The sequence below is a fragment of the Pseudomonas sp. LB3P31 genome (assembly GCF_054897945.1).
On record NZ_CM142710.1, the window covers coordinates 3,724,679 to 3,743,167 of the forward strand.

Below are 18,489 nucleotides of genomic sequence, written 5' to 3' on the forward strand. Positions count from 1 at the left end.
ATCGCAGCCTGCGGCAGCTCCTACAGGGTTCCATTGTCAGCTCCGATATCAGCTCACGTTCAATGCCGGATTGTGCTGGGTGATCAGCGCATTCACGGCCATGCCCGCAGCGCTCAAGACCAGGAAACACGAGGCTAGCGCCGTGGTCAGATCCTCGGACGCAAGATTGATCACCACGCTGATCACACCGCCACACATGAAGATCATCACCCCGCCGACCGAGGAGGACGTGCCAGCATCCTGCGGGTGGATGGTCATGGCCTTGGAGTTGGCGATCGGCCGGGCAATGGTGGTGCCGGCGGTACAAATCAGCATGGGTATCAGCACGGCTGCGGCAGTGAGCCCGAACTGCCTGGCCAGCCACAACATGACCAACCCCGACAGGGCGATCAGCCCCAGGCCAACGATAATCTGCGTATTGGCCTGCAGGCGCCGATGCAGCGTGCTGGCGATTAGCCCGCCAACTATGTAAGCAACGCCGTACAACAGCATTACCCACGCGAATTGGTAGGGCGTGAGCACCAGGCGTTCCATGAAGATGATCGGCGAGATGACGATAAACGAGAAGTGGCAGGCAAAGGCCAATGCCGAAATCAGCCAGTAGCCCATAAAGCGCGGGTCGGAACACAGGCGCCAGTAGGCGCCAAAAAAGCGCCCGGGCGCGGCGTTGCGAACGCGCGGGGTTTCCTTGAGCAGCACGCCAGTCTTTATACCGACAAAGAGCGCCAGCGCAATAAATGCATAAAAGCTGCCCTCCCAGCCTAGATGCATTTGCAGCCAGGTGCCGAGCAGTGGCGAAATTGAAATGAACACGCCGGCTGCCGTTGTCATCCAGATTCTGATGCGCTCCTGCTCCCGGCCGACGAACAGATCCTGGATCAAAGCCTGGGACAGCACGAAGGTGCCGCAGCCCACTGCCTGGACGACGCGAAATACCAGGAACCAGCTGTAGTCGCGGGTCATCAGGCAACCCGCTGCACCGATCATCGAGATAACGATACCAACCAGTAGAAGTTGCCTGCGTCCCCATAAATCCGACAACGGCCCCACCAGCACTACGGATGCACCGAGGCCAATGGCGAACAGGCTGACAGACAGGGCAATGTCCGACGCTGAAGTCTGGAAGTAATCAGACAGCGCAGGAAAGGACGGCAGGACGACATCCAGCGGGAAAACGCCCAACAGCGTCATGGTCATCAACAGCAGGATCAGCGAAGATTTTTTCGCAGAGTGCGGGGCAGGGATCATCGACAGCGCTCTCGGTCCGTGAGGGGAGGTCGAGAGTTGGCTTGATGAAGATGGAAGTCAATGCAGAGGGGCGTAGGAAGCTTCTGAAACCTCTGTAGGAGCTGCCGAAGGCTGCGATCTTTTCGCAGCCATGACAATCATAAGATCGCCAGCTCCTACAGGATTTGAATGGTTAGCTGTTCGGCAGCAACCGGCAAGTAATGCTCTTGATGTAACGCGTCTCGGCAATCGCCGGATGCACCGGATGATCCGGGCCCTGGCCGCCGCGTTCCAGCATCTGGATGTTGCGGTCCAGGTGGCGGGCACTGGTCAGCAGGATATTTTGCAGATCGTCTTCCGGCAGGTGCATCGAGCACGAGGCGCTGACCAGGATGCCGTCCTTGGTGAGCAGGCGCATGGCTTGCTCGTTCAGGCGACGGTAGGCGCCTTCGCCATTTTTCATGTCTTTCTTGCGCTTGATGAACGCCGGAGGATCGGCCACGATCACGTCGAAACGTTCTTCGCTGGCTTTCAGCTCTTTCAGGGCATCAAACACATCGCCTTCGAGGCAGGTTACTTTCTCGGCGACGCCGTTCAGTGCGGCGTTGCGCTCCACGCCGTCGAGGGCGAAGGCCGAAGCATCGACGCAGAATACTTCACTGGCGCCGAACGCAGCTGCTTGCACGCCCCAACCGCCGATGTAGCTGTACAGGTCGAGGACACGCTTGCCTTTGGCGTAAGGCGCCAGGCGTGCGCGGTTCATGCGGTGGTCGTAGAACCAGCCGGTTTTCTGGCCTTGAATGACCGGCGCTTCGAACTTCACGCCGTTCTCTTCCAGGGCAACCCACTCCGGCACCAGGCCGAATACGGTTTCAACGTAGCGGTTGAGGCCTTCGGCGTCACGAGCTGCGGAGTCGTTCTTGAACAGGATGCCACTTGGCTTGAGCACTTGGGTCAACGCGGCGATTACGTCTTCCTTATGGGCTTCCATGGTCGCCGAGGCGATCTGCACCACCAGGATGTCGCCGAAGCGGTCGACTACCAGACCTGGCAGCAGGTCGGAATCGCCGTAGACCAGGCGATAGAACGGCTTGTCGAACAGGCGATCGCGCAGGGACAGGGCGACGTTGATGCGGTGCACCAGCAGCGACTTGTCCAGCGGCAACTTGATGTCGCGCGACAGTAGGCGGGCGCAGATCAGGTTGTTCGGGCTCATGGCCACGATGCCCAACAGCTTGCCACCGGCGGCTTCGAGAATCGCCTGGTCGCCGGCCTTGAAGCCGTGCAGAGGGGTGGCGGCTACGTCGATTTCGTTGCTGTAGACCCATAGGTGGCCGTTTCGCAGGCGACGGTCGGCGTTGGCTTTGAGGCGCAGGCTAGGCAGGGACATGACGTCGCTCCGGAAAAAAGAGCGGGAGTATAGCGTGTTGGGGTCAGCGGCGGGCTTGGGGGCGATGAAACGCTGATGACGCCATCGCGAGCAGGCTCACTCCTACAGGGGATCTGCTGTGTACGCATGATTTGCGTTAGACGCCGAACCCTGTAGGAGTGAGCCTGCTCGCGATAGCAATTTTGAATCTTACTCAGAAAGCGCGCTAATCAACTCCCGATTAAACGCCGGAATATCATCCGGCTGGCGGCTGCTGATCAGGTTGCCATCCCTGACCACTTCCTTGTCGACCCAATTGGCCCCGGCATTCACCAGGTCATCCTTGAGGGTCTTGTAGCTGGTCATGGTCTTGCCGTTGACCAGCCCGGCAGACACCAGCAGCCAGCCGCCATGGCAGATCACGGCGATCGGCTTGCCGGCCGAGGTTCCGGTCTTTACCAGATGCTGGGCATCCTGGTCGATGCGGATGGTGTCGGAGTTCTGCACGCCGCCCGGCAGGACCACGGCGTCGTAATGATCGACGCTGGAGGCCTTGAAAGTACCGTCGACCTTGAAGTCGTCTGCGGGTTTGTCGTGATTCCAGCCTTTGACCTGACCTTCCTCGGCCGAAAGGATATCGACCTGGGCGCCGGCTTCCTCCAGCGCCTGTTTCGGCCCGGTGAGCTCGACCTGTTCGAAACCATCGGTTACAAGAATTGCGATGCGCTTGCCGCTCAAGGAATTGGTCATGATTGCGCTCCAGATATGAGTAAGTGTTTGCCGGTGGGCATTACTCAGTCCGAAGCCGGGGCGCGGATGAAAGTTCCTGCGATGTGCCCGCTGGTGTGTCGGATCCAACTTCAGAAAGGGTAGAATCGCCGCCTGTCCCAGAGCGTGTACTTATGTCCCAAGAGCTGACCACCGAACAGATTCAACAGACCCTGCAAGGCATTAGCGTGCCGGCCCAGCCGCAGATCATGGTGGATTTGCAGATGGAGCAGTACATGCCTGACCCGGATCTGGAAGTGATCGCCAAGCTGATCTCCCAGGACCCCGGCCTGTCCGGTTCGCTGTTGAAAATCGTCAACTCGCCGTACTACGGCCTGAGCAACAAGATCGCCTCGATCCAGCGCGCGGTGAATCTGCTCGGCAGTCGTTCGGTCATCAACCTGATCAATGCGATGTCGATCAAGGGCGAGATGAACGATGACACCATCGTCACCTTGAACCGTTTCTGGGACACCGCCCAGGACGTGGCGATGACCTGCCTTACCCTGGCCAAGCGCATCGGCGGCCAGGCCGGCGACGAAGCCTACGCCTTGGGCCTGTTCCATGACTGCGGCGTGCCGCTGATGCTGCAGCGTTTCCCCGACTACATGAATGTGCTGGAGGAGGCCTACGCCAACGCCAGCGCGGAATGCCGAGTGGTCGATACGGAGAACAGCCGTTTCAACACCAACCATGCGGTGGTCGGCTATTACACGGCCAAGTCCTGGCGACTGCCGGAGCACGTATCCCACGCGATCGCCAACCATCACAATGCCCTGGCGATCTTCAGCGATGAGTCGTCACGCAACAGCCAGTTGAAGAACCTGCTGGCGATCCTGAAGATGGCCGAGCATATCTGTGCGTCGTATCGGGTGTTGGGCAACCAGAAAATTGACCACGAATGGAACAGCATCAGCCATCTGGTACTCGATTATGTCGGCCTCTCGGACTACGACTTCGAGACCCTCAAGCAAATGATTCGCGACCTTGGCAATCATCGCTGATTGTTGATTCTTCTCTGATCCAGTCCTGATTCGAGCGTGCCATGCCTGAACTGCCAGAAGTTGAAACCACTCGCCGCGGGATCGCGCCGCACCTGGAAGGTCAGCGCGTCAGCCGGGTGATCGTGCGTGAACGGCGGTTGCGCTGGCCGATCCCGGAGGATCTGGACGTGCGGCTATCGGGGCAACGCATCGTGCTGGTGGAGCGGCGCGCCAAGTATCTGCTGATCAACGCCGAAGTTGGCACCTTGATCAGCCACTTGGGCATGTCCGGCAATTTGCGCCTGGTGGAGATCGGCACGCCAGCGGCCAAGCATGAACACGTGGACATCGAACTGGAGTCGGGCCTGGCTCTGCGTTACACCGACCCGCGCCGATTCGGGGCCATGCTCTGGAGCCTGGACCCGCTCAATCACGAACTGCTGATTCGCCTGGGGCCGGAGCCGCTGACCGAGCTGTTCGACGGCGAGCGCCTGTTTCAACAATCCCGCGGGCGTTCCATGGCGGTCAAGCCGTTCATCATGGACAACGCGGTAGTGGTGGGGGTGGGCAATATCTATGCAACGGAAGCATTGTTCGCTGCCGGCATCGATCCGCGGCGCGAGGCCAAGAGCATTTCCCGGGCGCGTTACTTGAAACTGGCGATCGAGATCAAGCGCATCCTGATCCACGCCATCGAGCGCGGCGGCACCACTCTGCGCGACTTTATCGGCGGGGACGGCCAGCCTGGCTATTTCCAGCAGGAATTGTTCGTTTATGGCCGCGGCGGCGAGCACTGCAAGGTCTGTGGGACCGGGTTGCGGGAAGTGAAGCTGGGGCAGCGCGCCAGCGTCTTTTGCCCTCGTTGTCAAAGCTGACAGGTTCGACGGGCTATAGTCAGAGTTCACTGCCTAGCCGAAGGACCGTGCCATGAATTCGTTTCGAACCCTTGTCATCGTGTTGCTGCTGAGCACCACTGCGCCGGTGCTGGCAGCCAGCAACGGCAGCGGCGACCCGCGCTACAGCATCCAGAATCCCCCAGCCTACGCGATGCTTGGCGACCTGCTGATCGCCCGGCCTTTGCTGGTGGTGGCGACAGTGATCGGGGTCGGGGCGTTTGTGGTGTCGCTACCGTTTACCGCGTTGGGTGGGGGCATTGGTGATGCGGGGCAAGCGCTGGTGGTGGATCCGGCGAGGGCGGCGTTTGTGCGGTGTCTGGGGTGTATTGGGGAGGGGTTTGAGCAGCGGGAGTGAAGGCAGTTACATTCTTGGTGGAGCTGAGGGCCTCATCGCGAGCAGGCTCACTCCTACAATGGATTTCCTGTGGTCAGCCAATCTGATTGCCACACATATCCCCTGTAGGAGTGAGCCTGCTCGCGATGAGGCCAGCCCATACACTAAAAAATCAAACCTTACCGGTAATCACCCGATACTTCGCCATCAACTGTTCTTCAGTCTCCGGATGCGCTTCATCCAGCGGAATGCAATCCACCGGACACACTTGCTGGCACTGCGGTTCGTCGTAGTGGCCGACGCACTGCGTGCACAGGTTGGGATCAATCACATAGATCTCTTCGCCTTGGGAAATGGCGGCGTTCGGGCACTCGGGTTCGCAGACGTCGCAATTGATGCAATCGTCGGTGATGATCAGGGACATGCTAACTCCAGCCAGGGTGGAAGACCCGGGCGCTATAAACCAATGCGCGCAATTGTGCCGTATTGGCGCTGTAGGAGCCAGCTTGCTTGCGATGGACGGGAGAGAGCCAGGTTTACCCACGCAGTCTCGTCATCGTTAAATCGCCAGCAGGCTGGCTCCTACAGGTTTTACTTCTTGAAGCGTTCGGTCAGCGCATCCGCTACCGCAGGGTGCACGAACTTGGTGATATCACCGCCCAAGGCCGCAATTTCACGGACCAGCGTCGAGGAGATAAACGAATAGCGCTCGGATGGCGTCAGGAACAGGCTTTCCACATCCGGGGCCAACTGACGGTTCATGTTAGCCAGCTGAAATTCGTATTCGAAGTCCGACACTGCGCGCAATCCGCGGAGAAAGACATTGGCGTCTTTCTCTTTGGCGAAATGCGCCAACAGCGTCGAAAAACCGACCACTTCCACGTTCGGCAGATGTTTGGTGACCTCGCGAGCCAGCTCCACCCGTTGTTCCAGGGGAAACAAGGGGTTTTTCTTCGGGCTGGCGGCGACGGCAATGATCACGTGATCGAACAGGCGCGCGGCGCGTTCGACCAGATCGCCATGGCCCTTGGTAATAGGGTCGAAGGTACCTGGGTACAACACTCGGTTCATCGCGTCGTCCTGGCGGGAGTCCGTTGGGGAGTCGGATGGTATCGCAGCCTTCCCGGTCGGGAAAGTCGCCTGTTGTGTAAGAAAGCACTATAGACGATGAGAATATTCCACCTTTTCACGGGTTTTTTAAACGTTCAGCGAGAGCGGTGGCCAATTGTGCGGTCAGCCCGTACACCGACAATTGCGGGTTTGCGCCAATGCTGGTGGGGAATAATGAACCGTCGTGGATCGACAGGTTGCTGATCTGGTGGTGACGGCCGAGGCTGTCGGTCACGGCATTTTTCGGGTCTTCACCCATGGCGCAACCGCCCATCACATGGGCACTGCCCAAGCGCGTGCGATACAGCTCCAAGCTTAAACCATCGATCAACGTGCGCGCTTCGGCCAGATTTTTTACATATCGAGCATCGGCGTGCATCGGCATCACCGCCTTGGCACCGCCGGCAAACTGGATTTCGGCCATGCTGTGGAACGCCCGGCGCAGGCCGTCCCAGGCATAGGCGGAGACCTGATAGTCGAGCACAGGCGTGTCGTCACCGCGCAATTCGACACTGCCACCCGGGCTGTCCGGGTGGAAGCCATCCCGTAGCAGCGCCAGCATGGCGTGGGTGTGCGGCAGATTTTCCATGTGCCGGGCGTTTTCTTCGCCAAACCCGCCGAGCAGGGTGGAGGCGAGAGCGGGATGCAGCGGCGGCACCTCCAGTTTGTAGGCCATCTTGCCGGTGGCGCCGTCCTGCCACTGGAAATGGTCGGAGTAAATAGACTGCGGCGCTCCGTAGAACGGGTTGATCACCTCATCAAAGAGGCCCGCAGACATGTTGACCAGGTGCAGGAAGGTGCGTTTGCCCAGCCGTTCATGCGGATCGGGGGCGTCTGAGCGCAGCAACAGCGCCGGGCTGTTGATTCCGCCGCCCGCGAGTACGTAATGCCGCGCCTTGACCGTGATTTTCTGGCCGGTGGGCGCCACGCAGCGCTCATCCATCGCAACGCAACTCAGGCCCGTGACCTTGCCGTTCTTGATCATGAGCTGTTCGGCGCGGGCCAGATAAAGCAATTCTCCGCCTTTTTCCAGAGTCGCGGGGATGGTCGTCACCAGCATCGACTGCTTGGCGTTGGTTGGGCAGCCCATGCCGCAATAGCCCAGGTTCCAGCAGCCGCGCACATTGCGCGGAATCACATGCCAGCTATAGCCAAGTTTCTCGCAGCCTTTGCGGATCACGTCGTTGTTAGCGTTGGGCGGCACCATCCATGGGGCAACGCCCAGGCGCTGCTCCATTTTTTCGAACCAGGGCGCCATGTCGACGGCGCTATGGCCTTTGACGCCGTGCTCCTGGGCCCAGTGTTCAAGCGTTGGGGTCGGGGTGCGGAAACTCGATGTCCAGTTGATCAGCGTGGTGCCGCCGACTGCGCGACCTTGCAGAATGGTGATGGCGCCATCCTTGCTCATGCGGCCGATGCCTTCCTGATACAGGCTGGTGTAGGCCTGGTCTTCGAGCATCTTGAAATCGCTGCTGGTCTTGAGCGGGCCTTCTTCGATCAGCAACACCTTGTATCCGGCGGCGCTGAGAATTTCCGCAGTGGTGCCGCCCCCAGCGCCGCTGCCGATGATCGCTACGTCGGCTTCCAGGGTCAGGTCCTGGGTCAGTTGCGAACCGTTGTAGGTTTTCCAGCCACGGGCCAGGCCTTCGCGGAACGGATCGGGTACGGGCATGTTCTGGTTCTCGTTATTGTTTTGGTTTTGTGGTGAAGCTACTGGCCCCATCGCGGGCAAGCCTTGCTCCCACAGGTTTTGTGGCTTCCACAGAACTTAATTCCAACTTGATCCTGTGGGAGCAAGGCTCTGTGGGAGCAAGGCTTTGTGGGAGCAAGGCTTGCCCGCGATGGCGTCGCCTCGGTCTCAAACCGAAGGCGGCCCCGGATACCCGCAATGTGCCCAAGACTCCTGCCGGCCATACCAAGCCATCATCACCAACTGCAGCAACGAGCTATGCCCCATGCGCAGCAAACTCAGCGAACTGTTTTCCCAGCGCTCGAGGAACCGCCGAATCGCATCACCGCTGGCATTCTCCCAGCTCCCCCAGACCCCGGTCAGCGGCCCGCGAGTGACGGTCAAGCCGAGTACATCGAACAATTGCTGAGTCAGCTTGAGCATTTCCGGCGACAGATGATTGAGGCTGTTATCCAGATTCTTCAGGGTGTTATCCACCGCCAGGGGCATTTTGTCGGTAGCCACTGCGCCGTCGAGCATGACCGGGATCAGTGCCCGCAAGAACAACAGGTCGCCCCGACGCAGGGTCGCGAAACCACTCGCCGGGTTGGATGAGGAACAGCCACTGAGGCTCACGCCCAGTCCGGCCGTGGCCAGGAAAGCAGTGGCGCCAACGCTGAACTTCAGCAGGCCGCGGCGTGACAGTGCGGGTGTATCGGACAGGCTGGGGCTCATTATTGTTATTACCCGGCGACGTTGATTAGCGAATGAACAGTTTCTGAATCAGCTTCTGGATGGCCTTGCCATAGGGCGGGTAAATCAGTTTTGCCGCATTAAAACGCTGCTTGATCAGCACACCCTTGGCTTTGCTAAAGGTCAGAAAACCTTCGTGGCCGTGGTAATGGCCCATGCCCGATGCGCCGATGCCACCAAAAGGCATGTCGTCCTGAGCGACGTGCAGCAAGGTGTCGTTAAGGCAGACCCCGCCGGAATGGGTTTCCTGAAGCACACGTTGCTGTTCACGTTTGTTGTAGCCGAAGTAATACAGCGCCAGTGGGCGAGGGCGCTGGTTGATGTAGGCAAATGCCTGGTCAAGATCTTTGTAGGGCACGATCGGCAGCACCGGGCCGAAGATTTCGTCCTGCATCACCGTCATGTCATCGCTGACGTTGAGCAGCAGACTATGGCTCATGCGGCGGCCCTGGCCCTGTTCGAACAGCGGAATCAGCAGCGCGCCCTTGCTGGTGGCGTCACTGATGTAGCCGTTGAGACGCGCCAGTTGCCGGTCATTGATGATGGCGGTGTAGTCCGGGTTGTCCGCCAGCGTCGGATAAAACCCGCGAACGGCCTGACGATAAGCTTCGACGAAACCTCCAACCCGGTCTTCCGGCACCAGCACGTAGTCCGGCGCCACGCAGGTTTGCCCGGCGTTGAGTGTCTTGCCGAACGCGATGCGCTCCGCTGCGTCTTTGAGCGGTACGTCATGGGAGACGATCGCAGGAGACTTGCCGCCCAGTTCCAGGGTGACTGGAGTCAGGTTCTCTGCTGCCGCGCGCATCACGTGCTTGCCGATGCTGGTGGCGCCGGTGAATAGCAGGTGGTCAAAACGCAGGCGGGAAAACGCCACGCCGATATCGGCTTCACCCAGCATCACGCAGACCAGATCCTGGGGAAAGATTCGCCCCAGCAGTTCCTTGAGCAACAACCCGGTGGCAGGGGTGGATTCGCTGAGCTTGAGCATCACCCGATTACCTGCCGAGAGTGCACCGACCAGCGGCCCGATGGCCAGGTATAGCGGGTAGTTCCACGGCACGATAACGCCAACCACACCCAATGGCTGGTACACGACCTTGGCGGACGCGGGCTGGAACGCGACGCCGACCTTGCGCCGCGAAGGTTTCATCCAGCCTTTGAGGTGCTGGCTGGCGTAGTGGATGCCATGCAGGCTGGGCATCAGTTCGGCGAGCAGGGTTTCATCGGCGCTGCGATGGCTGAAGTCCGTGCTGATCGCGTCGATCAGGGCCTGGCGCTCATGGCTGAGCAGATCGCGTAATGCTTTTAACCATTGCTGGCGCTGAGCCGCAGGTGGCATCGGGTTGGCCGCGTACGCAGCGCGCTGAGCATCAAACAAGCTCCGTAATTCATCCAGCGGCTGCTGCAGATTTTGCAGGTAGGCGATGTCAGCGGTCATGGTCAGCTCCGGATTTTTATTTTACTGCATAACTTTTTAGAGTCTATGCTCTATAAAGTCAAATGACATCCTGGTGCAGCTTTGTTTTATCCGGTTACGGATAGGCCGTAAGATGCTCTTCATCGCACTTCTGAATTAAAGCTCAAGCCATGGCCCCTCGAATAAAAACCAGCGAGCGCATCGTGCAAAACAGCCTCGAGCTGTTCAATCAGCAAGGCGAACGCAGCATCAGCACCAACCACATCGCCGCCCACATGGAAATTTCCCCGGGCAACCTGTACTACCACTTCCCTAACAAGCAGGCGATTATCGCCGTGCTGTTCAGTGAGTACGAAAGCCTGGTGGACAGCTTCCTGCGCCCGCCCCAAGGCCGAGCATCGACGGTTGAAGACAAGCGTTTCTACCTCAAGGAATTGCTGGCAGCGATGTGGCGATACCGGTTTCTGCACCGCGATCTCGAACACCTGCTCGACAGCGATCCGGAACTGGCGGCGCGCTACCGGCGGTTTTCTCAGCGCTGCCTGATTTATGGCACGCACATCTACGCGGGCTTCGTCGACGCCGGCATCCTGCGGATGGACAAGGTGCAGATCGAGTCCCTGACGCTCAATGCCTGGATCATCCTGACTTCCTGGGTGCGCTTTCTGTGCACCACGCGGGAAAATTCCAATCACCTGAGTGAGCAGGCTATCAAGCGCGGGGTCTACCAGGTGCTGGTGCTCGAAGCCGGTTTCGTCACCGATCAGGCGCGCGAAGCAGTCGATGCGTTGTACGAAGAATTTTATGTGCCTCTGGGTCAGGCGCTTGAAGAAGCGCACGAGGAATCACAACCGCTTTAATCACGGGAGCCCGTTATGCCTATTGCGCAGTTGATCAGCCCACAAGCGTTGGACCTGAAGAAGGATCAGCCGGGGCTGGTGATCCTCGATTGTCGTTTTGCCCTGGAAGACCCGGATTATGGCCAGCGCAGTTATGCAGAAGGCCACATCGCCGGGTCGAGCTTCGCCGATCTTGAGCGGGATTTGAGTGGTGCGGTGAACCGGGGAGTCACCGGGCGGCATCCGTTGCCCCAACCCGAAGAGCTGATCGAACGCCTGCAGGCCTGGGGCATCGACGCCGACAGCGAAGTGGTGCTGTATGACGACGGCCCCGGCGCTTTCGCCGCACGTGCCTGGTGGTTGCTGGCCTGGCTCGGCAAGCGCGATGGCGTATTCATTCTGGATGGCGGACTCAAGGCCTGGCACGCGGCGGGTCTGCCGCTGAGCCTGGATGCTCCCGGCCACGAACGTGGCACTTTCAGCGGTAACCCGGATGACGCGCTGGTGTTGAGCGCCGAACAGTTGCAGCAGCGTCTCGAGCAGCCGGCGCTGACCTTGCTCGACGCCCGCGCCTTGCCGCGTTTCAAAGGTGAAGTGGAGCCTATCGATCCGGTGGCCGGACACATTCCCGGGGCCCAGTGTGCGGCCTTCACCGATAACCTGGGCAGCGACGGGCGCTTCTTGCCGGCCGACCAACTCAAGCAGCGCTTTGCCGCGAAGCTCGCTGATCGCTCGCCGGAGGAGCTGGTGGCGTATTGCGGGTCGGGCGTGACCGCGTGCCACAACCTGTTCGCCTTGTGCCTGGCGGGTTATCCGCTTGGGGCGTTGTATGCGGGGTCGTGGAGCGAGTGGATCAATGATCCTGCGCGGGGCGTCGCCAAAGGCGAATAAGCACAAAACCTCAGGGTCGACCACAAAGCTGACTAAACCACAGAACCTGTGGGAGCGGGCTTGCTCGCGAAAGCGGTGTGTCAGCTAGCCAGGATGCTGAATGTGAAGGCCTCTTCGCGAGCAAGCCCGCTCCCACAGGGGTATCGCTATTGGTTCATCGAGCGGCCAGCCATGCCGGGATTCGGCGTTCAAGGTAATAACTCGGTCGCCTGAACGAGCCATCGACAAAGCCGACATGCCCGCCTTTCGCGTGCAATTCAAACTGGATGAACTCCGACAACTCGTCCGCCTGCGGCAGGCTATGAGGAAATACAAATGGATCATCAGCCGCCTGGATCATCAACGTTGGCGTACGAATCGCCCCCAGGAAATAGCGGCTCGACGCCCGGCGATAGTAATCCTCGGCATCGACGTAGCCGTGCAGCGGTGCCGTGACCCGGCCATCGAAATCCCAGAACGTACGCATGTTTTCCAGCGAACCCAGGGCCGCCAGGGACGCCAGCCCATCCTCGCGCCCGTCATGCTGGAACTGGCGCTGCTTGTTCCTGATGTAGGCCACCATCTCACGCATGAAATGCGCCTGATAGACCTTTGAAAATCCCTGGCCGATACGATCCGCGCATTGATCGAGGCGAAAGGGTACCGAGACCGCCACCGCTCCCTGCAACCCACTGTCATCACCGGTTTCCCCGAGGTATTTGAGCAGCACATTGCCGCCCAGGGAGTAACCGACCGCATACAGCGGTGCCAGCGGCCGCTTGGCGCGCAGGTGTTTGAGAGCTTCGGCCAGGTCTTCACTGGCGCCGGAATGGTAGCTGCGTGGCAGCAGATTCGGTTCCCCCGAACACCCGCGCCAGTTCAGCGCAACACTGGCCCAGCCCTGATCCGCCAGCGCCTTTTGCACGCCAGCGACATAAGGTGAGTTCGACGACCCGGTCAGCCCGTGTAGTACCAGCACCAGGGGTGCATTGGCGCTATGCGGGCCATGCCAGTCGAGGTCAAGAAAGTCGCCGTCCTCAAGCCACAGGCGTTCGCGCTCACGTTCAATATGGGTGGTTTTGCGCCACAGCGGTCCCCACAACGTCTGCAGGTGCGGGTTGCCAAGGCCGAAGGCGGGTATGAAGGGTGATGGAGACAGGGACACAATGAAATCTCAATGTAGCGGTGCGCAACTCGTGCGCACCTTTTCTGATCGGTTAGCTGACGATCTTACGATACACCTTGCCGTCATCAATCGATCCGATAACTCCTTGCCTACCGGGGTAACAAATATCCAACAGTAGCCCGCTCACGTATCAGGTAAGTTTTGGCTGCATTCTGGATATCTTGAGGTGATACGCTTTCCAGTTGCTCGATTTCCTGGTCTATCAGTTGCCACGGAAGTCCGTTGGCAACCAGGCCAGCGATGCTCTCTGCTTGCCCCATGACGTCGTCGTTGCGTTCGTGTGCCTGATCAGACGCTACTTTTATTGCTACGTTGAGTTCAGTGGTGGTCAGCGGTGTGTTTTTCAGCTTCTCCACTGCAGCCCAGAAATCTGCTTCAGCTTCCTCTGCGCTACTCATGTAGCCGAATGCAAGTGTCAGGACAGTGTCGCCGCGATTGAGTCGAGGCATTCGAGTGGCTGGGGATGAAAGGTTTCCACCGAGGTAGTCCGCATCCAGAGGAGCTGCATCCATGACCTGCAGTGCCCTTACTGACTGCAGTTTTGTAAGGGAAGTCTCGCTCGGTACGTTCAAGCTAATCACCAGCATCGGCTCAGTGATATCCAGATGCTGCGTTAACTGCCGATATCCCGGCTCTGCCGGTCCGTGTGTAAAGGGGCGGTGCGGCACCTTGCCCTTCTCTATATCGCCGAAAGTTTGTTGTACAAGTCGCTTAACTTCCTCAAGCGTGACATCGCCGGCGACTGAAAGCACTGCATTCTCAGGTCCATACCACGTATTACCCCATTGGCGGAGTTGTTCCAGACTCACACGTTTCAGTCGGTCGATAGTGCCTTCTGCAGGCTTGTAGTAGCTGGTTCCCCGGTGTATCAATGCTTGCAGTTCCGGTGTGGTGAAGTCGTCAAAGCTGTCCGTAGATGACAAAGTTTCACGGTCGCTAATTCGCTCATCCAACCGACGTTGGAATACTTCGTTCGACGGTTCGACTTTAAAAGCTTCGGACTGAAGTTCAAGCGCTGTTTTCAGGTGCTCTCGTGGCAATTTTAGCGAGAAGAAAGAGTTGTCTTCGCCGCACAGGACAGCTGCTTCGCCACCCATCTCCTCTATAAAAGCCGGGTCGAAGTCATCGGCCAAAACGTTCATGACGATATGGCTAAAATCAGGCTCATCGGCTAGTTCATAGCTAGCCCCGACGTTCCACAGCAACGAAGAGCAGATATCGGGGCTGCGATGATCTTCGCGTACGATAACTCTCAAGCCGTTATCCAATGTGAATTGGTAAGTAGGCCTGGAGGATGTTGCAGTTGATGTGTTCATTCCGTTGTCAGTCCTTTGCGTCCGTGCGAGTTATTTCGCGCGTTCACAATGGACTAAACAACTTGCTTCGAGCCAGGCAAAAACTATTACCGGTTTTAAACGGTAGTTGCAGCACTTCGTTGCCACAACGCGTAATACACTCGCCCGGACTTCTGCTCGCGGTGCAGGCGCCAGTTGCCCGGCAGGCCAAGGCTCGAGGGGGCGTTTTCGCTCTCGGTGTAGATCCAGGCCTCATCGGCGAGCCACTGGCGCTCTTCAAGCAGTGTGCAAACAGTCGGCAGCAGATTCTGGTTGAACGGCGGGTCGAGGAACACCACGTCGTAGGCCACAGCGGTCTGGGTTTCCAGGTAGCGCAAGGCGTCGGCCGTCTGGATCTGGCCGGTGGTGCAGCGCAGCGTGCCCAGATGTTCCTTGATGCTCGATACCGCGATGTTGCTGGCGTCCAACGCCTGACCCATGGCTGCACCACGGGATAGCGCTTCGAGGAACAGCGCGCCGCTGCCGGCGAAGGGGTCGAATACTTTCGCCCCGGCGACGTAAGGCGCGAGCCAGTTGAACAGGGTTTCACGCACCCGGTCCGGCGTTGGGCGCAGGCCTGGGGCATCGGGGAAGCTCAGCTTGCGGCTGCCCCATTCGCCGCCGATGATGCGCAATTGATTCACGCCGTTGTGCACATTGTGAACGGGTTTTTTAGGACGAGAACTGGCCATTAATGCTCCGGAACCCCGAGCGGTTGCTCGGCAGGTTTATCAGTAGGGGCCGGTAACGGCTTTTGCGGCACGGTCGGGCCAGCGCTGACGATGACCATTTTGTCCGTGCTCAGGTGTTTGTTCAATGCAGCCTTGACCTGTTCGACGGTCAGGCTCTGCGACTGGCGCATGAAGTCGTCCAGGTAGCTCAGCGGCAGGTTGTAGAACCCCATGGCGCCCAGCTGGCCGACGATATCAGCGTTGCTGGCAGTCGACAGCGGGAAGCTGCCGGCCAGTTCGCGCTTGGCGTCGTCGAGTTCTTTTTGCGTCGGACCGGTCTTGAGGTAGTCGGCGAGGACGTCCTGGACCAGCTTCAGCGTGCCTTCGCTCATTTCGGCGCGGGTCTGCAGGTTGATCATGAACGGGCCGCGTGCCTGCATTGGCGTGAAGCCGGAGTAGACACCGTAGGCCAAGCCGCGTTTCTCGCGGACTTCGGTCATCAAGCGAGTGCCAAAACCACCACCGCCGAGGATCTGGTTGCCCATGGACAGCGCGGCATAGTCCGGATCGTCCCGGTCGATGCCCAGTTGCGCGAGCATCAGGTTGGTCTGCTTGGACGGGAACTCGATATGGCCGATGCTGGCCTTGGGTTCTGCAGGCTGCGCGATTTTCGGCAGTGCCGGGCCTTTCGGCAGGGCGCTGGAGACCTGCGCGGCAATTGCCTCGGCATCGGCACGGGACAGATCGCCCACCAGGGCAATCACCACGTTGCCAGCCGCGTAGGCTTTCTCGTGGAAGGCCTTGAGTTGCGCCAGGGTAATGGCAGGAACGGTTTTCGCCGTGCCGTCGCTCGAATGCGCGTAGGGGTGATCGCCGTACAACCGGGTCATCAGCTCCAGGCCCGCGAGTTTGCCGGGGTTCTGCTTCTGATATTCGAAGCCGGCGAGCATCTGGTTCTTGATGCGTGCAAAGGAGTCGGCAGGGAAGGTCGGTTTGCCCACTACCTCGGAAAACAACTCCAGGGCTGGAGCGCGTTTATCCGCTGCGCTGAGGCTGCGCAGGGAGGCCAGAGCCATGTCCTTGAATGCGCCATTGCCAAAGTCTGCACCCAGGCCTTCGAAGCCTTGGGCGATAGCACCGACGTCCTTGCCTGCAACGCCTTCGTTGAGCATCGCGTTGGTCAGCAGGGCCAGGCCGGGTGCGTCGCCGTCCTGGCTGCTGCCGGCGGCAAAAATCAGGCGCAGGTCGAACATCGGCAGCTCGCGGGCTTCGACGAACAGTACCTTGGCGCCTTCGGCGGTGTTCCAGGTCTGCACATTGAGCGTGCGATGGCTCGGCGCCTTGCCGTCCAGCTCGGCCAGGGATTGCAGCTTCTGGCTGGACTTGGCCTTGTCGAGAGCCTCGCTGGCCGTCGAGTCGTCGGAGCGCAGCAGGTAAACAGTTGCGGCGCCGATCAGGGCGACGACGATCAAGCCGATCAGCGCCAGGCGCGGTTTATTACGCTCACTCATGAGTCGTCTCCTCTGGCAGTACATGGGCGACGCTGAGACGTTCGCGGGTGAAATACAGCTTGGCGGCCTTCTGGATGTCTTCCGGGGTCACGCTTTCGAGGTCGGCGAGTTCGGTGTCCATCAGCTTCCATGACAGGCCTACCGTCTCCAGCTGGCCGATGGCGGTGGCCTGGCTGGTGATCGAGTCGCGCTCGTAGACCAGGCCGGCGATGACCTGGGCACGTACCCGCTCCAGTTCTTCAGCGGTAGGCGCTGTGGTCTTCAGCTGGTCGAGCAATTTCCACAAACCGGCTTCGGCCTGGGTGATGGTCTTGTTTTTCTGGGTGTTGGGTGTTGCCGACAAGGTGAACAGGCTGTCGCCGCGGGTGTAGGCGTCGTAGCTCGACGAACCGCCGGACACCAGCTCTTCGCCGCGCTCCAGTTGAGTCGGGATACGACCGCTGTAGCCACCATCCAGCAGAGCCGAGATCAGGCGCAAGGCATTCACCGAACGCTTGTCTTCGGCAGTGGCGATACTTGGCACGTTGAAGCCCAGCATCAGGCTCGGCAATTGAGTCTGCACATGCAGGGTAATCTGCCGTTCACCGGGTTCAGCCAGTTCCAGCGGTATTTTCGCTGACGGCACGTCACGCTTGGCGATTGGGCCGAAGTAACGCTGAGCCAGGGTTTTGACTTCGTCGGGGGTGACGTCGCCTACCACTACCAGCGTGGCGTTGTTCGGCACATACCAGGACTGATACCAGTGCCGCAGCTCCTCGACCTTCATGCGGTCGAGGTCAGCCATCCAGCCGATGGTCGGCGTGTGATAGCCGCTGGCCGGGTAAGCCATGGCCTTGAAGCGTTCGTAGGCTTTCGACATCGGCTTGTCATCCGTGCGCAGGCGGCGCTCTTCCTTGATGACTTCGATCTCGCGGGCAAATTCGTCGGGCGGCAGACGCAGGCTGGCCATGCGGTCGGCTTCCAGCTCGAAGGCCACGCCCAGGCGATCCCGGGCCAGTACCTGGTAGTACGCGGTGAAGTCGTCGCTGGTGAACGCATTCTCTTCGGCACCCAGGTCGCGCAGGATCAGCGAGGCTTCACCTGGGCCGACTTTTTCGCTGCCCTTGAACATCATGTGTTCGAGTGCGTGGGACAAGCCGGTCTGCCCCGGGGTCTCGTAGCTGGAGCCGACCTTGTACCAGACCTGGGAAACGACCACCGGCGCACGATGGTCTTCGCGCACGACGACCTTCAGGCCGTTGTCCAGAGTGAATTCATGGGTAGGTTGGGGATCGGCAGCCATGGCTGAAAGTGGCAGACAAACTGTGCTGAGCAGCAGGCCTGCAGCGCGGCGAGCAAGAGCATTCATTCGTTTTTAAACCTGTTGAGCTGCCCGCTTGGTCTTAGCGTCGGCGGGCGAGAGGGTGCTAGGATACTGATCCGTTTTAGCGGCGGCCACGCCTATCAGGCCTTGATGCTTGATCAGGTTGTATGGGTTCGTCACGGGAATTCGACAGTTATCAGCAGAGTTCTACTTTTTCGCCGATTTTGCCGCCTTAGTCCTGTGTTAAAT

Annotated in this window: 18 protein-coding genes; 5 read left to right on the forward strand and 13 right to left on the reverse strand. The window is 59.5% G+C overall.

Features of this window, described 5'->3' with window-relative positions; genetic code table 11:
- Positions 1 to 48: 48 nt before the first annotated feature.
- The 3 genes from ACYZTK_RS16850 to ACYZTK_RS16860 all read right to left on the reverse strand — a co-directional run bounded on the left by ACYZTK_RS16850 (position 49) and on the right by ACYZTK_RS16860 (position 3,346).
- Positions 49 to 1,248, reverse strand: a complete 1,200-nt coding sequence (locus ACYZTK_RS16850; protein WP_462010922.1) for an MFS transporter — start codon at positions 1,246 to 1,248, stop codon at positions 49 to 51.
- A gap of 172 nt (positions 1,249 to 1,420) precedes the next feature.
- Positions 1,421 to 2,617, reverse strand: coding sequence for a class I SAM-dependent rRNA methyltransferase (locus ACYZTK_RS16855; protein ID WP_462010923.1), 1,197 nt, complete (start codon positions 2,615 to 2,617; stop codon positions 1,421 to 1,423).
- A 189-nt stretch (positions 2,618 to 2,806) separates the two neighbouring features.
- Positions 2,807 to 3,346, reverse strand: coding sequence for a type 1 glutamine amidotransferase domain-containing protein (locus ACYZTK_RS16860; protein ID WP_462010925.1), 540 nt, complete (start codon positions 3,344 to 3,346; stop codon positions 2,807 to 2,809).
- Positions 3,347 to 3,552: 206 nt separating this feature from the next.
- Between ACYZTK_RS16860 and ACYZTK_RS16865 the strand changes: the two genes are divergently transcribed.
- Genes ACYZTK_RS16865 through ACYZTK_RS16875 form a run of 3 tightly spaced genes read left to right on the forward strand, consistent with a single transcriptional unit; the run spans position 3,553 to position 5,598 of the window.
- Positions 3,553 to 4,368, forward strand: coding sequence for an HDOD domain-containing protein (locus ACYZTK_RS16865; protein ID WP_462014918.1), 816 nt, complete (start codon positions 3,553 to 3,555; stop codon positions 4,366 to 4,368).
- 41 nt (positions 4,369 to 4,409) lie between these two features.
- A complete protein-coding gene (gene mutM, locus ACYZTK_RS16870) occupies positions 4,410 to 5,222 on the forward strand; it encodes a bifunctional DNA-formamidopyrimidine glycosylase/DNA-(apurinic or apyrimidinic site) lyase (protein WP_462010926.1) in 813 nt (270 codons plus the stop codon).
- A 52-nt stretch (positions 5,223 to 5,274) separates the two neighbouring features.
- Positions 5,275 to 5,598: a multidrug transporter gene (locus ACYZTK_RS16875; RefSeq protein ID WP_462010927.1), complete on the forward strand. Its 324-nt coding sequence runs from the start codon at positions 5,275 to 5,277 to the stop codon at positions 5,596 to 5,598.
- A gap of 151 nt (positions 5,599 to 5,749) precedes the next feature.
- On the opposite strand, the gene ACYZTK_RS16880 is transcribed toward ACYZTK_RS16875, so the two are convergent.
- The 5 genes from ACYZTK_RS16880 to ACYZTK_RS16900 all read right to left on the reverse strand — a co-directional run bounded on the left by ACYZTK_RS16880 (position 5,750) and on the right by ACYZTK_RS16900 (position 10,547).
- Positions 5,750 to 6,001: a YfhL family 4Fe-4S dicluster ferredoxin gene (locus ACYZTK_RS16880; protein ID WP_028621174.1), complete on the reverse strand. Its 252-nt coding sequence runs from the start codon at positions 5,999 to 6,001 to the stop codon at positions 5,750 to 5,752.
- 167 nt (positions 6,002 to 6,168) lie between these two features.
- A complete protein-coding gene (gene coaD / locus ACYZTK_RS16885; protein WP_140664250.1) occupies positions 6,169 to 6,648 on the reverse strand; it encodes a pantetheine-phosphate adenylyltransferase in 480 nt (159 codons plus the stop codon).
- A 115-nt stretch (positions 6,649 to 6,763) separates the two neighbouring features.
- Positions 6,764 to 8,359: a GMC family oxidoreductase gene (locus tag ACYZTK_RS16890; RefSeq protein WP_462010928.1), complete on the reverse strand. Its 1,596-nt coding sequence runs from the start codon at positions 8,357 to 8,359 to the stop codon at positions 6,764 to 6,766.
- 186 nt (positions 8,360 to 8,545) lie between these two features.
- Positions 8,546 to 9,091 (reverse strand): twin-arginine translocation pathway signal protein, encoded by a 546-nt coding sequence (locus tag ACYZTK_RS16895; protein WP_462010929.1) that lies wholly within the window; start codon positions 9,089 to 9,091, stop codon positions 8,546 to 8,548.
- A gap of 25 nt (positions 9,092 to 9,116) precedes the next feature.
- On the reverse strand, positions 9,117 to 10,547 hold the full coding sequence (locus ACYZTK_RS16900) for a coniferyl aldehyde dehydrogenase (RefSeq protein WP_462010930.1): 1,431 nt from the start codon (positions 10,545 to 10,547) through the stop codon (positions 9,117 to 9,119).
- A gap of 149 nt (positions 10,548 to 10,696) precedes the next feature.
- Here ACYZTK_RS16900 and ACYZTK_RS16905 point away from each other — a divergent pair, with 149 nt between their 5' ends.
- Positions 10,697 to 11,386: a TetR/AcrR family transcriptional regulator gene (locus ACYZTK_RS16905; protein ID WP_462010931.1), complete on the forward strand. Its 690-nt coding sequence runs from the start codon at positions 10,697 to 10,699 to the stop codon at positions 11,384 to 11,386.
- 15 nt (positions 11,387 to 11,401) lie between these two features.
- Positions 11,402 to 12,256 carry a sulfurtransferase gene (locus ACYZTK_RS16910; protein ID WP_462010932.1) on the forward strand — a complete coding sequence of 285 codons (855 nt, stop codon included), beginning with the start codon at positions 11,402 to 11,404 and terminating at the stop codon, positions 12,254 to 12,256.
- Positions 12,257 to 12,410: 154 nt separating this feature from the next.
- On the opposite strand, the gene ACYZTK_RS16915 is transcribed toward ACYZTK_RS16910, so the two are convergent.
- From ACYZTK_RS16915 to ACYZTK_RS16935, 5 genes are all read right to left on the reverse strand, one after another.
- Entirely contained in the window at positions 12,411 to 13,394 is a 984-nt protein-coding gene (locus ACYZTK_RS16915; protein ID WP_462014919.1) for a hydrolase, read from the reverse strand.
- Positions 13,395 to 13,510: 116 nt separating this feature from the next.
- Positions 13,511 to 14,737 (reverse strand): M16 family metallopeptidase, encoded by a 1,227-nt coding sequence (locus ACYZTK_RS16920; protein WP_462010933.1) that lies wholly within the window; start codon positions 14,735 to 14,737, stop codon positions 13,511 to 13,513.
- Positions 14,738 to 14,832: 95 nt separating this feature from the next.
- Complete coding sequence (rsmD, locus tag ACYZTK_RS16925) at positions 14,833 to 15,447, reverse strand: 16S rRNA (guanine(966)-N(2))-methyltransferase RsmD (protein WP_462010934.1); 615 nt, start codon at positions 15,445 to 15,447, stop codon at positions 14,833 to 14,835.
- On the reverse strand, positions 15,447 to 16,937 hold the full coding sequence (locus ACYZTK_RS16930) for a M16 family metallopeptidase (protein WP_462010935.1): 1,491 nt from the start codon (positions 16,935 to 16,937) through the stop codon (positions 15,447 to 15,449). Before ACYZTK_RS16930 ends, rsmD begins: the two co-directional genes overlap by 1 nt.
- Entirely contained in the window at positions 16,930 to 18,285 is a 1,356-nt protein-coding gene (locus ACYZTK_RS16935; protein ID WP_462010936.1) for a M16 family metallopeptidase, read from the reverse strand. The genes ACYZTK_RS16930 and ACYZTK_RS16935 overlap by 8 nt, the downstream gene beginning before the upstream one ends.
- Between the last annotated feature and the right edge of the window lie 204 nt (positions 18,286 to 18,489).